We start from the raw sequence: 15,322 nt of genomic DNA, 5'->3' as shown, positions 1-15,322 counted from the left end.
CCGGCCGCGCGGGGCCGGGCCGGCGGGACCGGCCGCGCGGTGACGCGGATCACGGTGCGCAGCCGCCGGGAATGCCCGAAATCGCGGGCGCGTTTTTCAAGATGAGAGCGCGAGAGCGCCGACATCGCTTAAGGTAAGCCTTGCCTAACTTTCCTGAGGAGGACGGAACCACGTGAACCAGCCGCGCCCCAAGGTCCGCAAGTCGCGGGCCCTCGGCATCCCGCTCACCCCGAAGGCCGCCAAGTACTTCGAGAGTCGCCCCTACCCGCCCGGCATGCACGGCCGCGGCCGGAAGCAGACGAGCGACTACAAGGTACGGCTGCTCGAAAAGCAGCGCCTGCGCGCGCAGTACGACGTCAGCGAGCGCCAGCTCGTCCGGGCGTACGACCGCGCCAGCAAGGTGCAGGGCAAGACCGGTGAGGCGCTGATCGTCGAGCTGGAGCGGCGGCTGGACGCGCTCGTCCTCCGTGCCGGCCTGGCCAGGACCGTCTACCAGTCCCGGCAGATGGTCGTCCACGGCCACATCGAGGTCAACGGCCGCAAGGTCGACAAGCCGTCCTTCCGGGTCCGCCCCGACGACGTGGTGACGGTCCGCGAGCGCAGCCGCGAGAAGTACCCGTTCCAGGTCGCGCGCGAGGGGGGCTACGCGACGGACGGCGAGACCCCCCGCTACCTGGAGGTCAACCTCCCGGCGCTCGCGTTCCGGCTGGACCGGGAGCCCAACCGCCGCGAGATCCCGGTCATCTGCGACGAGCAGCTCGTCGTGGAGTACTACGCCCGCTGACGGCCCCGCCCGCCGCGGGCGCACGGAACGTACGCGGAAGTATGCGCAACGTACAATCCGCTCGCGCAACTCCCCAGTGCACGGGGGTTAATCCGGTACGGGGCTGTCGGTCCGGCGCGATAGGGTCGGAGCCTGCCCTGGCAGCGCAACACCCCGTCGACTCGCCCGGCGAGCAGCCCTGAAGGAGCGGTGCATCGTGTCCGGTGGAGAGGTGGCCGGCATCCTCGTGGCCGTCTTCTGGGCCATCCTGGTCTCGTTCCTGGCCGTGGCCCTCTTCCGGCTCGCCCGTACGCTCCGCGCGGCGGGCGAGTTGGTCACGCGCGTGACCGAGGAGGCCGTGCCGCTGCTCGCGGAGGCCGGCGCCACTGTCCGCTCGGCCAACACGCAGCTCGCCCGGGTCGACGCCATCGCCTCCGACGTGCAGGAGGTGACGGCCAACGCCTCGGCCCTGTCCTCCACCGTCTCCACCGCCTTCGGCGGCCCCCTGGTGAAGGTGGCCGCGTTCGGGTACGGGGTGCGGCGTGCGCTCGGCCGGAACCGCGGCCCCGCCGGGGACGACGGCGACGTGATCGTCGGCGGCCCGGTCGGCGGGCCCGCCGCGCGTGCGGCGCGGGCCGCAGGGGCCGCGGGCGCCCGGGTGCCCGCCGCCCGCCGGGGCTTTTCCGCCAGGCGCAGAAAGGGCTGAGCAGCATGTTCCGTCGGACCTTCTGGTTCACGACCGGTGCGGCCACCGGAGTCTGGGCCACCGTCAGGGCGCAGCGCGCGATGCGCCGCGTCTCGCCGGAGGGCATCGCCGCCACGGCGGCCAACCGCGCCGTCGACACCGGCCGCCGCGCCCTGCTCTTCGCCCAGGACGTGCGCGCCGCGATGGCCGAGCGCGAGGGCCAGCTCAACGACGCCCTCGGGCTCAGCCCCCGCAGCCGCCCCGCGGAGCTGCCGGGACAGGGCGCCAAGGCCCAGCTCGAACGGAAGGCCGCGCGGCGCCGCCCCGCCGACCGCAGCCCGTACCACCGCAATCGCCACCTGAAAGAGGACCACTGATGGAGTCGGCCGAAATCCGCCGCCGCTGGCTGCGCTTCTTCGAAGAGCGTGGGCACACCGTCGTGCCGTCGGCGTCGCTGATCGCCGACGACCCCACGCTGCTCCTCATCAACGCGGGCATGGTCCCCTTCAAGCCGTACTTCCTCGGCGAGGCCACCCCGGCGTACAAGCGCGCCACGAGCGTGCAGAAGTGCATCCGCACCCCGGACATCGACGAGGTCGGCAAGACCACCCGGCACGGCACGTTCTTCCAGATGTGCGGCAACTTCTCCTTCGGCGACTACTTCAAGGAGGGCGCCGCCACCCTCGCCTGGGAGCTGCTCACCAGCTCGCAGCACGCGGGGGGTTACGGGCTGGACCCCGAGCGCCTGTGGATCACGGTCTACGAGGACGACGACGAGGCCGAGCGCATCTGGCGCGACGCCGTCGGCGTCCCCCCGGAGCGCATCCAGCGCCTGGGCAAGGAGGAGAACTACTGGGACATGGGCGTGCCCGGTCCCTGCGGTCCCTGCTCCGAGGTCAGCTACGACCGCGGCCCCGAGTTCGGCGAGGCCGGCGGCCCCGCCGTCAACGGCGAGCGCTACGTGGAGCTCTGGAACCTGGTCTTCATGCAGTACGTGCGCGGTCCCGGCAAGGGCAAGGACTACCCGATCCTCGGCGACCTGCCCCAGCAGAACATCGACACGGGACTCGGCCTCGAACGCCTGGCGATGATCCTGCAAGACGTGCACAACATGTACGAGATCGACACCTCGCGCGCCGTCATCGACAAGGCCGAGGAGCTGACCGGCGTGCGCTACGGCGCCGCCGACCACTCGGACGTCTCGCTGCGCGTCGTCTCCGACCACATGCGCGCCTCCGTCATGCTCATCGGCGACGGCGTCACCCCCGGCAACGAGGGCCGGGGCTACGTGCTGCGCCGCATCATGCGCCGCGCCGTGCGCAACATGAAGCTCCTCGGCGCCGACCGCCCCGTCGTCGGCGAGCTGGTCGACGTCGTCATCTCGACCATGGGCGAGCAGTACCCGGAGCTGATCGCCGACCGCAAGCGCATCGAGTCCGTCGCGCTCGCCGAGGAGGCCCGCTTCCTCAAGACCCTCAAGGCCGGCACCAACGTGCTGGACACCGCCGTCACCGAGGCCAAGTCGGCCGGCTCCGGCGTGCTCCCCGGCGACAAGGCGTTCCTGCTCCACGACACCTGGGGCTTCCCGATCGACCTCACCCTGGAGATGGCCGGCGAGCAGGGCCTGACGGTCGACGAGGACGGCTTCCGCCGGTTGATGAAGGAGCAGCGGGACCGGGCCAAGGCCGACGCCGCCGCCAAGAAGACGGGCCACGCCGACCTGTCCGCGTACCGCGAGGTCGCCGACTCCGCCGGCGCCACCGAGTTCACGGGCTACACGCACACCGACGCCGAGTCCACGGTCGTCGGCCTGCTGGTCGCCGGCGTGGCCTCGCCCGCCGCCACCGAGGGCGACGAGGTCGAGGTCATCCTCGACCGCACCCCTTTCTACGCGGAGGGCGGCGGCCAGCTCGCCGACACCGGCCGGATCCGGCTCGGCTCCGGCGCCGTGGTCGAGGTGCGCGACGTGCAGCAGCCGGTGCCGGGCGTCAGTGTGCACAAGGGCGTCGTCCAGGTCGGCGAGGTCACCGTGGGCGAGCCCGCGCAGGCCGCCATCGACGTGAGCCGCCGCCGCGCCATCGCGCGCGCCCACAGCGCCACCCACCTGACCCACCAGGCGCTGCGGGACGCTCTCGGCCCGACGGCCGCCCAGGCGGGCTCCGAGAACGCCCCGGGCCGCTTCCGCTTCGACTTCGGCGCGCCCGCCGCCGTACCGGGCGGCGTCCTCGGCGACGTCGAGCAGAAGATCAACGAGGTGCTCGCCCGCGAACTCGACGTGCACGCCGAGGTCATGTCGATGGAGGACGCCAGGAAGCAGGGCGCGCTGGCCGAGTTCGGCGAGAAGTACGGCGACCGGGTGCGCGTCGTCACCATCGGCGACTTCTCCAAGGAGCTGTGCGGCGGCACTCACGTGCACAACACCGCCCAGCTCGGCCTGGTCAAGCTGCTCGGCGAGTCCTCCATCGGCGCCGGCGTGCGCCGGGTGGAGGCCCTGGTCGGCGTGGACGCGTACAACTTCCTGGCCCGCGAGCACACCGTGGTCCACCAGCTCACCGAGTTGCTGAAGGGCCGCCCGGAGGAACTGCCCGAGCGGATCTCCGGCATGCTGGCCCGGCTGAAGGACGCGGAGAAGGAGATCGAGAAGTTCCGCGCCGAGAAGGTGCTGCAGGCCGCCGCCGGGCTGGCCGAGGGCGCCACGGACGTCGGCGGCGTCGCGCTGGTCGCCGCCCGGGTGCCGGACGGCACGGCAGCCGACGACCTGCGCAAGCTCGTCCTGGACGTACGCGGCCGGATCCCCGGCGACCGCCCGGCCGTCGTGGCGCTCTTCTCCGTCGCGGCTGGTCGTCCCATCACCGTGATCGCCACCAACGAGGCGGCCCGCGAGCGCGGTCTGAAGGCCGGCGACCTGGTGCGTACGGCCGCCAAGACGCTCGGCGGCGGCGGCGGTGGCAAGCCCGACATCGCCCAGGGCGGCGGGCAGGACCCGCAGGCCGTCGGCGAGGCCGTGGCCGCGGTGGAGCGGGGCGTGGCGGAGGCCGCCTGACATGGAACCGCCCCCGGAGGGCCGGACGATCCGCCGCGGGCGCAGGCTCGCGGTGGACGTCGGCGACGCCAGGATCGGGGTCGCGTCCTGCGACCCCGACGGGATCCTCGCCACACCCGTGGAGACCGTGCCGGGCCGGGACCTGCCGGCGGCGTTCCGCCGGCTGGCCGCGCTCACCGAGGAGTACGAGCCGCTGGAGGTGCTCGTCGGCCTGCCGCGCTCGCTGCACGGCGGCGAGGGCCCGGCGGCCGCCAAGGTCCGCGGCTTCGCGGAGAAGCTGGCGCGCCGCGTCCACCCCGTACCCGTGCGGCTCGTCGATGAACGCATGTCCACCGTGACGGCCGCTCAGAACCTGCGTGCGGCCGGGAGATCGAGCCGCAAGGGCCGATCGGTGGTCGACCAGGTGGCGGCCGTCGTCATCCTCCAGAGTGCGCTGGAAGCCGAACGGGCGTCAGGGGTGGCGCCGGGTGAGAGCGTCGGGGCGGCCCCGTGATCGCGATACGGTAACGTTCCGCGCGGACACGGCACCCGTCGTATAAAAGCACCGGCGGCCACGCGGCATAGGGGACTGATGACTGACTACGGCCAAAACCCCGGCTCCCAACCCTGGCAGCCCGACGACGGCCATTACGGCGGGCAGCAGGACTGGTCGGGCGGGCAGCCCGGCGCCGGGCACCACCACTACGGGGGACAGCAGCCGCAGCAGCACTACCCGCACCAGCAGCAGTCCTCCTGGGACTCGGGCCAGCACCAGCAGTACCCCGGCGGCTGGGACACCACCGGCGGCGGCGGGATGCCGCTGGCCGACCCCTACGCCGCCCCCGCGCCCCAACCCGACTACTACGGCACGCCGGACGCCTACCCGCCGCCGAACCCGCACCCGCGCGGCCCGCACCCGCAGCAGCAGCAACCGGGCCACCCGCACCAGCAGCCGGGACCCCCGCAGCCCGGGCACCACCAGCCCCCGCCGCACCACCAGCCCCCGCCGCACCACCAGCCCCCGCCGCACCAGCAGCAGCCCCCGCACCCGGGCCAGGGCGGCCGCCGCAACGGCGCCCGCGAGGACTGGGACCCCGCCTCCCGCCCGCCCGAGCGCGACGACCACCCCTTCTTCGACGGCGGCGGCGACGGGGACGACGACTTCGACGACGGCCCCCGCGGGGGCCGCGGCGGCGGCCGGAGCGCCGGCCGCGGTACGGGCCGCGACCGCCGCGGCGCCAAGCGCCGCAACGGCTGCGCGTGCCTGGTCATCGCCCTCGTGCTGGCCGCGGGCCTCGGCGGCCTCGGCTACCTCGGCTACAACTTCTGGAACGACCGCTTCGGCGCCGCGCCCGACTACTCGGGCGAGGGTGAGGGCAGCGTGAACGTGGAGATCCCCGAGGGCGCGAGCATCACGCAGATGGGGAACATCCTCAAGGACAAGGGCGTGGTCAAGAGCGTCCAGGCGTTCGTCGACGCCGCGGGCGACGAGATGCTCCACCCCGGCTCGTACACGCTGCACAAGGGCATGTCGGGCGAGGCCGCGGTCAAGATGATGCTGAACCCGGAGGCCGCGAACCAGCTCGTCATTCCCGAGGGCCGGCGCGCCACCGCCGTCTACACGATGATCGACGAGCACCTCGGGCTCAAGGAGGACACCACCGCCAAGATCGCCGAGAAGGGCGATCTCGGCCTGCCCGACTGGGCGGAGGGCAACCCCGAGGGCTTCCTGTGGCCGTCGAGCTACTCCGCCGCCGAGGGCACCGACCCCAAGAAGCTGCTGCGCGAGATGGTCAAGCGGGCCAACGCCAAGTACACCGAGCTGGGCCTGGAGGACAAGGCGGCGAAGGTGGGGCAGACCCCGTACGAGATCGTCACCATCGCCAGCCTCATCGAGGCGGAGGGGCAGTCGAAGGAGGAGTTCGGCAAGGTCTCGCGGGTCATCTACAACCGCCTGAAGCCGGACAACACCGCCACCAACGGCATGCTGCAGTTCGACTCCACCATCAACTACGCCAAGGGCGAGTCGAACCTCGACATCTCCAACCAGGACACGCAGTTCGACTCCCCGTACAACACCTACCTCCACGCCGGCCTGCCGCCCGGGCCCATCGACAACCCCAGCGAGCGGGCCATCGTGGCGGCCCTCGACCCGACCGCGGGCGACTGGCTGTACTTCGTCACCGTCAAGCCGCGCGACACGCGCTTCACCGACAGCAAGGACGAGCACGACCGCAACGTCGAGGAGTTCAACGAGAACCAGCGCAAGAAGGAGGACGAGTGATCGCGCAGAACCGGCGCGCGGCCGTCCTCGGCTCGCCCATCACCCACTCCCTCTCGCCGGTGCTGCACCGCGCCGCGTACGGCGAACTGGGCCTGACCGGCTGGACGTACGGCCGCTACGAGGTGGACGAGCGGCGGCTCGCCGGCTTCCTCGACAGCCTGGAGCCGGGGGAGTGGGCCGGGCTCTCGCTGACCATGCCGCTCAAGCGCGCGGCGATCCCGCTGCTCGACGAGGTCAGCGCCACGGCCCGGTCGGTCGAGGCGGTGAACACCGTCGTGCTGCACGACGACGGCCGCCGCTTCGGCGACAACACCGACATCCCCGGCATCACCTCGGCGCTGCGCGAGCGCGGCATCGAGAAGGTCGAGCGCGCCGCCGTCCTCGGCGCCGGCGCCACCGCCTCCTCCGCGCTCGCCGCCCTCGCCTCCGTCTGCACCGGGGAGGTCACCGCGTACGTGCGCTCCGCCGCCCGCGCGACGGAGATGGAGCAGTGGGGCGAGCGCCTCGGCGTCTCGGTGCGCTGTGCGGACTGGTCCGAGGCCGCCGCCGCCTTCGACGCCCCGCTGGTCGTCGCCACCACCCCGGCCGGGGCCACCGACGGCCTCGCGGCCGCGGTCCCGGAGCGCCCGGGCGCGCTCTTCGACGTGCTGTACGAGCCGTGGCCCACCCCGCTCGCCGGGGCGTGGGCCGCCCGCGGCGGCACAGTCGTCGGAGGTCTCGACCTGCTGGTGCACCAGGCGGTGCTGCAGGTGGAGCAGATGACGGGGGCCGCGCGGGCCCCGCTGGCGGCCATGCGCGAGGCCGGCGAGGCCGCGCTGCGCGCCCGTACGCCCTGAGGCCCCCGGCACCCCCGGGGGGCCGGCTGCCGGGGGTGCAAGTGTTTGCCTGTCCGGCCGTCCATTCCGTGGACCTGGACAAGTGCGGGGCGCCGGGCGTGCGAGGATCGGGGGCGAGGACTTCGCACTCGTAAGGGAGCACCGTTGAGCAGGTTGCGCTGGCTCACCGCAGGGGAATCGCACGGCCCGGCACTCGTCGCGACGCTGGAGGGCCTCCCCGCGGGAGTGCCTGTCACCACGGACCTGGTCGCCGACCACCTCGCCCGCCGCCGGCTGGGGTACGGCCGCGGGGCGCGGATGAAGTTCGAGCGCGACGAGGTCACCTTCATCGGCGGCGTACGCCACGGGCTCACCCTCGGCTCCCCGGTCGCGGTCATGATCGGGAACACCGAGTGGCCCAAGTGGGAGAAGGTCATGGCCGCCGACCCGGTGGACCCGGCCGAGCTGGAGGGCATCGCCCGCAACGCCCCGCTGACCCGCCCCCGCCCCGGCCACGCCGACCTCGCCGGGATGCAGAAGTACGGCTTCGACGAGGCCCGGCCGGTGCTGGAGCGGGCCTCCGCCCGCGAGACCGCGGCCCGGGTGGCGCTGGGCGCCGTGGCCCGCTCGTACCTGAAGGAGACCGCCGGCATCGAGGTCGTCTCGCACGTCGTGGAGCTGGGCGGGGCGAAGGCCCCGTACGGCAGCATCCCCGTTCCGGGCGACGTGGCGCGGCTCGACGCCGACCCGGTGCGCTGCCTGGACGCGGACGCGAGCAAGGCGATGGTCGAGGTGATCGACCAGGCCCACAAGGACGGCGACACCCTCGGCGGCGTCGTGGAGGTCGTCGCGTACGACGTACCGGTCGGCCTCGGCTCGCACGTGCACTGGGACCGCCGGCTGGACTCCCGGCTGGCCGGGGCGCTCATGGGCATCCAGGCGATCAAGGGCGTCGAGCTGGGCGACGGGTTCGCGCTGGCCGGCGTGCCGGGATCGCAGGCCCACGACGAGATCGTCGGCACCGGCGACGGCATCCGCCGCTCCTCCGGCCGCTCCGGTGGCACCGAGGGCGGGCTGAGCACCGGCGAGCTGCTGCGGGTGCGCGCCGCGATGAAGCCCATCGCGACCGTGCCGCGGGCGCTCGCGACGGTGGACGTCGCCACCGGCGAGGCCACCAAGGCGCACCACCAGCGCTCCGATGTCTGCGCCGTACCCGCGGCGGGCATCGTGGCGGAGGCGATGGTGTCGCTGGTGCTGGCCGACGCGGTGGCGGAGAAGTTCGGCGGCGACAGCGTCACCGAGACCGCCCGCAACGTCCGCGGCTACCTGGAGAATCTGACGATCCGATGACCAGCAGCACCGAGGGCCGTGAGCGCCCCGACACCGCATCCGAGCCGGCCGCCGCGGGCGGCACGGACGGCCCCGCCGTCGTGCTCGTCGGCCCGCCGGGCGCCGGCAAGTCCACCGTCGGCGCCGTGCTCGCCGCCCGGCTCGGCACCACCGTCCGCGACACCGACGAGGACATCGAGAAGGCCGCGGGCAAGCCGATCCCCGACATCTTCTACGACGACGGCGAACCCGCCTTCCGCGCCCTGGAGCGCGCCGCCGTGCGCACCGCCCTCGCCGAGCACCCCGGCGTGCTGGCCCTCGGCGGCGGCGCCGTCATGGACCCCGGCACCCGCGAACTGCTCGCCGCGCACCGCGTCGTCTTCCTCGACGTCGAGATGGCCGACGCCGTCAAGCGCGTCGGCCTCGACGCCCCCCGCCCGCTGCTCGCCGTCAACCCCCGCCAGCAGTGGCGCACCCTGATGGAACAGCGCCGCCCGCACTACACCGAGGTCGCCCGCGCGACCGTCACCACCGCCGGCCGCACGCCGGACGAGGTCGCGGAACTCGTACTCGCAGCATTGGAGAGCCACCCCGCATGACACCGAGCGCCGAAGGGGCCGAGGTCACCCGCATCCACATCGGCGGCACCGCGGGCACGCAACCGTACGAGGCCGTCGTCGGCCGGCAGTTGCTCGGCGAGCTGCCGCGGCTGATCGGCGAGCGGGCCAGGCGCGTCGCCGTCCTCGTGCCGGAGGCGCTGGCCGAGACCGGCGAGGCGCTGCGCGAAGACCTGGCGGGGCAGGGGTACGAGGCCGTCGTCATCCAGGTGCCGAACGCGGAGGAGGCCAAGACGGCCGAGGTCGCCGCCTACTGCTGGCGGGCCCTGGGCCAGTCCGGCTTCACCCGCAGCGACGTCGTCGTCGGCGCGGGCGGCGGCGCCACCACGGACCTCGCCGGGTTCGTGGCCGCGACCTGGCTGCGCGGCGTGCGCTGGGTCGCGGTGCCGACGACCGTGCTGGGCATGGTGGACGCGGCGGTCGGCGGCAAGACCGGCATCAACACCGCGGAGGGTAAGAACCTCGTCGGCGCGTTCCACCCGCCGGCCGGGGTGCTGTGCGACCTCGCCGCGCTGGACTCCCTCGGCGTCCACGACTACGTCTCCGGCCTCGCCGAGGTCATCAAGGCCGGCTTCATCGCCGACCCGGCGATCCTGGAGCTGGTCGAGGCCGACCCGGAGGGCGCCCGCAGCCCCGCGGGACCGCACACCGCCGAGCTGGTCGAGCGCGCGATCCGGGTCAAGGCCGAGGTGGTCTCGACGGATCTGAAGGAGTCGGGCCTGCGCGAGATCCTCAACTACGGGCACACCCTCGGCCACGCCATCGAGAAGAACGAGCGCTACAAGTGGCGGCACGGTGCCGCCGTCTCCGTCGGCATGGTCTTCGCCGCCGAGCTGGGCCGCATCGCCGGCCGCCTCGACGACGCCACCGCCGACCGGCACCGCGCGGTGCTCAGCGCCGTCGGGCTGCCCGTGACGTACCGCGGCGACCAGTGGCCCAAGCTGCTGCAGACGATGAAGGTGGACAAGAAGACCCGTGGCGACCTGCTGCGCTTCATCGTCCTCGACGGGCTGGCGAAGCCCGTCGTGCTGGAGGGACCCGACCCGGCGATGCTGCTCGCCGCGCACGCCGAGATCGCGGCGGGCGCCGGGGAGGCGGCCCGATGACGCGCGTGCTCGTGCTCAACGGGCCGAACCTCGGCCGCCTCGGCTCCCGCGAGCCCGACGTCTACGGCGCCACGTCTTACGCCGGGCTCGTCGAGCAGTGCACCGCCCTCGGCAAGGAGCTGGGCTTCGAGGTCGAGGTGCGGGAGACCAACGACGAGGCGGAGCTGATCCGCTGGCTGCACGAGGCCGCGGACGGCCGGCTGCCCGTGGTGATCAACCCGGGCGCCTTCACGCACTACTCGTACGGGATGCGCGACGCGGCGGCGCAGCGCACGGCGCCGCTGATCGAGGTGCACATCTCCAACCCGCACGCCCGTGAGGAGTTCCGGCACAATTCGGTGATCGCGGCCGTGGCCTCCGGCACGATCGCGGGCTTCGGCATCGGCTCGTACCGGCTGGCGCTGCGCGCGCTGGCGGAGGACCTGGCCGCGTCCTGACTCCCGGCTGTCGATACGGTACGGGCCGCTCCGGTGCCCCGTACCGCACGGGCCGTCAGCCGCCGTCCGGGACGACGTAACCCTCCGAGGAACACCTGCCCCATGCCGCCGCGGCCCAGCGGCCGCTCGACGCGGTACGGGCCGAACCGCCGCCCGCCGTCCGCCTCCTGTCCAGCGCCCATGCGCCGCCCTCTCGCCGGTCCCGGGTCTGCCGGCGCCCGGATGACTGAAGACGCCCCGTACCGCCATTGGAGTTCCGGATCTTCTTTTCGCCGCGAAGGCGTAACCTCACGGCGCCCGCGGCGGATAGGAAGTCCGGGACATCTGAGTCCCCGTCAGAAACACTCGGACACACCGACGACGAGGAGAAACACGGATGCGTGTATGGGCGCGGGTGGCGGTCGCGATGGTCGCGGCGCCGGCGGGCGTGGGACTGCAGGCCGGGGTCGCGACCGCCGACGAGCACTACAACGGCGGCAGCGTCTCGAACGGGTCGAGCTTCGCCCTCCTCCGCACGGGGCAGATCGACGACCCGATGGAGGACGTGCTGGAGCACTTCCTCCTGGTCGGCGGAAACCACACCTGGGACTAGGTCCGCGCGGGGCTCCTGGCAGGATCGTTCCCACCATGGCGGGTCGTGCGGGTACCGTGCGGGGCTAAGGCAGCCCCGGACCGCGGTACGGCCATGACCAGCCGGGCGTCGGTACGTGACGGGTCACAGAGCAGAGGGTGCACGGGATGCAGCACGCAGTGGGGGTTCCGCAGCCGCCCCGGGGCAGACCTGGCCCCGCCGGTCCGCCGCCGGTGGCCGGGCCGCACGACGCGGTGGAGACGACCGGCCACATCAAGCTCCCGGTCGGCGGCCCCGTGGCGCTGCCCAGCCCGCCGCCCGCCCCGATGCCGCACGGCGCACCGCCACCGACGGTGGCGGTGCTGCTCATCGGCCCCGCCGGGGCCGGCAAGACCACCGTCGCGCGCTACTGGGCGGACACCCGCAGGGCGCCGACCGCGCACATCAGCCTCGACGACGTACGCGAGTGGGTGCGCGCCGGCTTCGCCGACCCGCAGGCCGGCTGGACCGACCACTCCGAGGCGCAGTACCGGCTGGCCCGCCGCACCTGCGGCTTCGCCGCCCGCAACTACCTGGCCAACGGCATCTCCTGCATCCTCGACGACGCCGTCTTCCCCGACCGCCCCGTGATCGGCCTCGGCGGCTGGAAGCGGCACGTCGGCCCCGGGCTGCTGCCCGTGGTGCTGCTGCCGGGCCTGGAGTCCGTCCTCGCCCGCAACGCCGCGCGCACCGGCAACCGGCGGCTCGCGGACGAGGAGGTGGCCCGCATCCACGGCCGGATGGCCGGCTGGTACGGATCCGGGCTGCCGATCATCGACAACTCGCACCACGACGTGCCCGCGACCGTCCGGATGCTCGACGACGTCGTCGGGCGCAGCCTGGCGAGCCCGCCGGCCTGGTAGCCGCGTCCGGTCGTACGGCACCGGCCCCGCGCCGTCCCGTGCGGGGCCGGGCTCCGTGCCCGTACGGACGCGCTCCGGCGGCTCGGGACCCCGGGCCGCCCTAGGCTCGGATCATGCCCGAGGTGCACGCTGCCCGCCGTACCCGGCTGCGCTCCCACTGCGAGGCGGCCGGCAGCGACGCCGTGCTCGTCTCCCGGCCGGCGAACATCACCTACCTCACCGGCTGCGCCCCGCCGGGGGCCGTCCTGCTGCTCGGCGCCGGCGAGGACATGCTCGTACGGCCCGGCGATCCCGCGCAGGATCCTGCCGGCGCCCCGCAACCCGACGACCTGCGGGTCCACGCCCTCGGCGGCCCAGAAGGAGACGCCGCCGTCGCGGCCACCGGACTCGCCGCCGCGGGCGGGGCCACCACGCTGGCCGTCGAGGAGCACCACCTGACCGTGGCCCGGCACCGCGCCCTGGCCTCCGTCGCGCCCCGGCTCGGACTGATGGACCTGTCCCGCGCCGTGGAGCAGCAGCGCCTCGTCAAGGACGACGAGGAGATCGCCTGCCTGCGGATCGCCGCCGAGATCGGCGACCAGGCGCTGGGCGAGCTGCTGGAGTCCATCCTCGTCGGCCGTACGGAACGGCACCTGGCGCTGGAGCTGGAGCGGCGGCTGGTCGACCACGGCGCCGAGGGCCCGGCGTTCCCCACCGCCGTCGGCACCGGGCCGCACGCCGGCCGCGCCGGGCACGTACCGACCGACCGGCGGGTGGAGGAGGGCGACTTCCTCACCGTCTGCCTGGGCGCGCGCTACCGCGGCTACCGCTGCGAGATCGGCCGCACCTTCGTCGTCGGCACCGCCCCGGACGACTGGCAGATCGAGCTGTACGACCTGGTCTTCGCAGCGCAGCGGGCCGGCCGGGAGGCGCTGACGCCGGGCGCGGAGTACCGCGACGTGGACCGGGCGGCGCGCCAGGTGCTCACCGCGGCCGGGCACGGCGACGGCGTCGGTCCCTTCACCGGTCACGGGGTGGGACTCGAAATCGACGAGGACCCGCGGCTGGCCCCGGGTGCGATGGGTAAACTGGACGCTCGTGTGCCGGTCACCGTCGAGCCGGGAGTCCATCTCCCCGGCCGGGGCGGAGTCCGGATCGACGACACGCTCGTCGTCCGCTCGCCGGCGGACGGCGGTCCCGAGCTACTCACCATCACGACGAAGGAACTGCTCGCGCTCTGACCCCGGCCGGGTCCTGGGCGAATCCGGGCCTCCTTCGTCGTCCACGCAGTCCAGGAGATTTCGCGACGTGGCCACCACGAACGACCTCAAGAACGGCTTGGTGCTCAAGCTCGACGGCGACCAGCTCTGGTCCGTCGTCGAGTTCCAGCACGTGAAGCCCGGCAAAGGCCCTGCCTTCGTCCGTACGAAGCTGAAGAACGTGCTCTCCGGCAAGACCGTCGACAAGACGTTCAACGCCGGGGTGAAGGTCGAGACGGCCAACGTCGACCGCAGGGACATGCAGTTCTCGTACAAGGACGGCGAGTACTTCGTCTTCATGGACATGGAGACGTACGACCAGGTCCACATCGACCCCAAGACCGTCGGGGACACCGCCAACTACCTGCTGGAGGGCTTCGACACCACCGTGGCGCTGCACGAGGGCACGCCGCTGTACGTGGAGCTGCCCGCGGCCGTCGAGCTGACCATCGCGCAGACCGACCCGGGTGTGCAGGGCGACCGCTCCACCGGCGGCACCAAGCCGGCCGAGCTGGAGACCGGCTTCTCCATCCAGGTCCCGCTCTTCATCTCCACCGGCGAGAAGATCAAGGTCGACACCCGCTCCGGCGAGTATCTCGGCCGCGTGAGCGGCTGACGTGGCCGCACGGAACACGGCGCGCAAGCGCGCGTTCCAGATCATCTTCGAGTCCGATCAGCGCGGTGCGCCCGCGGGGCAGGTGCTGGAGGACTGGATCCGGCTGGGCGCCACCGACCCCCGGCAGCCGCCGGTCGGCGAGTTCACCCGGCGGCTGGTCGAGGGCTACGAGGAGCACGCCGCCCGGATCGACGAGCTGCTGGGCTCGTACTCGGTCGGCTGGACCCTGGACCGGATGCCGGTCGTGGACCGCAGCATCCTGCGTCTGGGCGCGTACGAGCTGATCTGGGAGGACGAGACGCCGGACGCGGTGGCGATCGACGAGGCGGTGCAGCTCACCAAGGAGTTCTCCACGGACGACTCCCCGGGCTTCGTCAACGGCCTGCTGGGCCGGCTCCAGGAGCTGAAGCCGCGGCTGCGCAGGGACGTGGAGACGGTCCCGGAGCCGGCGGAAGGGGAGACCGCGGCGGAAGCGGAGGCGGTCCCGGAGCCGGGAGCGGACGCGGACGCCGCGGCGGCGCCGCGGGCCGGCCGGGATGCCGGTGCGGACCAGGGCCGCGACGCCGACGGCGAAAGCCCGGGCGCCGCGCGGGACGAGAGCCGCGACGCGGGGGCCACCGGGGAGTCCGGTGCCGGCGCGGCGGAGGCCGTGCCCGGCGCCGCACCGGCGGAGGACGTGCCGGACGGCGCGCGGTCCGACGCCGGCTAGCGCCCCGCGCGCCTCATACGCGGACTGCCGCCGGGGGGGGGGGGGGGGCCCCCGGGGGGGGGGGCCCCCGCGCCCCCGGCCGGGGGGGGGGGGGGGGGGGGGGGGGGGGGCGGGGGGGGGGGGCCGGGCGGCCCCGGGGCGGGGTGGCTATCGGGGCAGAGCGGACGTACCGCCCGCGGGCGGGTCCGCCTGTGACACCGCCGACTCCGACTCGCGGCGGGCGCTGGC

Annotated in this window: 15 protein-coding genes and 1 pseudogene; all 16 read left to right on the top strand. The window is 73.8% G+C overall.

Annotation, left to right across the window (positions count from 1 at the left end):
- The first annotated feature begins 172 nt into the window (after window positions 1-172).
- On the top strand, window positions 173-784 hold the full coding sequence (gene rpsD / locus ACFYVJ_RS22110; protein ID WP_388893930.1) for a 30S ribosomal protein S4: 612 nt from the start codon (window positions 173-175) through the stop codon (window positions 782-784).
- Window positions 785-995: 211 nt separating this feature from the next.
- Complete coding sequence (locus tag ACFYVJ_RS22105; protein WP_388894266.1) at window positions 996-1,469, top strand: DUF948 domain-containing protein; 474 nt, start codon at window positions 996-998, stop codon at window positions 1,467-1,469.
- A 5-nt stretch (window positions 1,470-1,474) separates the two neighbouring features.
- Entirely contained in the window at window positions 1,475-1,825 is a 351-nt protein-coding gene (locus ACFYVJ_RS22100) for a DUF6167 family protein (protein WP_388893928.1), read from the top strand.
- Complete coding sequence (gene alaS / locus ACFYVJ_RS22095; protein WP_388893926.1) at window positions 1,825-4,491, top strand: alanine--tRNA ligase; 2,667 nt, start codon at window positions 1,825-1,827, stop codon at window positions 4,489-4,491. The genes ACFYVJ_RS22100 and alaS overlap by 1 nt, the downstream gene beginning before the upstream one ends.
- A 1-nt stretch (window position 4,492) precedes the next feature.
- Window positions 4,493-4,984 carry a Holliday junction resolvase RuvX gene (ruvX, locus tag ACFYVJ_RS22090; RefSeq protein ID WP_388893924.1) on the top strand — a complete coding sequence of 164 codons (492 nt, stop codon included), beginning with the start codon at window positions 4,493-4,495 and terminating at the stop codon, window positions 4,982-4,984.
- 78 nt (window positions 4,985-5,062) lie between these two features.
- The gene (gene mltG, locus ACFYVJ_RS22085) at window positions 5,063-6,754 is read left to right on the top strand and encodes an endolytic transglycosylase MltG (protein WP_388893922.1); all 1,692 of its coding nucleotides are present in this window, start codon (window positions 5,063-5,065) and stop codon (window positions 6,752-6,754) included.
- Complete coding sequence (locus ACFYVJ_RS22080; RefSeq protein ID WP_388894262.1) at window positions 6,754-7,590, top strand: shikimate dehydrogenase; 837 nt, start codon at window positions 6,754-6,756, stop codon at window positions 7,588-7,590. The genes mltG and ACFYVJ_RS22080 overlap by 1 nt, the downstream gene beginning before the upstream one ends.
- 144 nt (window positions 7,591-7,734) lie before the next feature.
- Window positions 7,735-8,919: a chorismate synthase gene (gene aroC, locus ACFYVJ_RS22075; protein ID WP_388893920.1), complete on the top strand. Its 1,185-nt coding sequence runs from the start codon at window positions 7,735-7,737 to the stop codon at window positions 8,917-8,919.
- Window positions 8,916-9,497, top strand: coding sequence for a shikimate kinase (locus ACFYVJ_RS22070; protein ID WP_388893918.1), 582 nt, complete (start codon window positions 8,916-8,918; stop codon window positions 9,495-9,497). Before aroC ends, ACFYVJ_RS22070 begins: the two co-directional genes overlap by 4 nt.
- Window positions 9,494-10,621, top strand: a complete 1,128-nt coding sequence (gene aroB, locus ACFYVJ_RS22065) for a 3-dehydroquinate synthase (protein WP_388893916.1) — start codon at window positions 9,494-9,496, stop codon at window positions 10,619-10,621. Before ACFYVJ_RS22070 ends, aroB begins: the two co-directional genes overlap by 4 nt.
- A complete protein-coding gene (gene aroQ, locus ACFYVJ_RS22060; protein ID WP_388893914.1) occupies window positions 10,618-11,058 on the top strand; it encodes a type II 3-dehydroquinate dehydratase in 441 nt (146 codons plus the stop codon). The genes aroB and aroQ overlap by 4 nt, the downstream gene beginning before the upstream one ends.
- Window positions 11,059-11,434: 376 nt before the next feature.
- Window positions 11,435-11,650 (top strand): hypothetical protein, encoded by a 216-nt coding sequence (locus ACFYVJ_RS22055; RefSeq protein ID WP_388893912.1) that lies wholly within the window; start codon window positions 11,435-11,437, stop codon window positions 11,648-11,650.
- A gap of 146 nt (window positions 11,651-11,796) precedes the next feature.
- Window positions 11,797-12,531, top strand: coding sequence for an AAA family ATPase (locus ACFYVJ_RS22050; protein ID WP_388893910.1), 735 nt, complete (start codon window positions 11,797-11,799; stop codon window positions 12,529-12,531).
- 113 nt (window positions 12,532-12,644) lie between these two features.
- Entirely contained in the window at window positions 12,645-13,751 is a 1,107-nt protein-coding gene (locus ACFYVJ_RS22045; protein WP_388893908.1) for an aminopeptidase P family protein, read from the top strand.
- 67 nt (window positions 13,752-13,818) lie between these two features.
- Complete coding sequence (efp, locus tag ACFYVJ_RS22040) at window positions 13,819-14,385, top strand: elongation factor P (RefSeq protein ID WP_101425548.1); 567 nt, start codon at window positions 13,819-13,821, stop codon at window positions 14,383-14,385.
- Window position 14,386: 1 nt separating this feature from the next.
- Window positions 14,387-14,812 (top strand): annotated as a pseudogene (gene nusB / locus ACFYVJ_RS22035) (transcription antitermination factor NusB); the annotation flags it as partial.
- Window positions 14,813-15,322 lie beyond the last annotated feature (510 nt).

Origin of the sequence: Streptomyces sp. NPDC004134, assembly GCF_042874195.1 — a bacterium.
Taxonomy (GTDB): domain Bacteria; phylum Actinomycetota; class Actinomycetes; order Streptomycetales; family Streptomycetaceae; genus Streptomyces.
The sequence above is the reverse complement of the archived record's forward strand: the minus strand, read 5'-3'. Positions and strand labels throughout refer to the sequence as shown.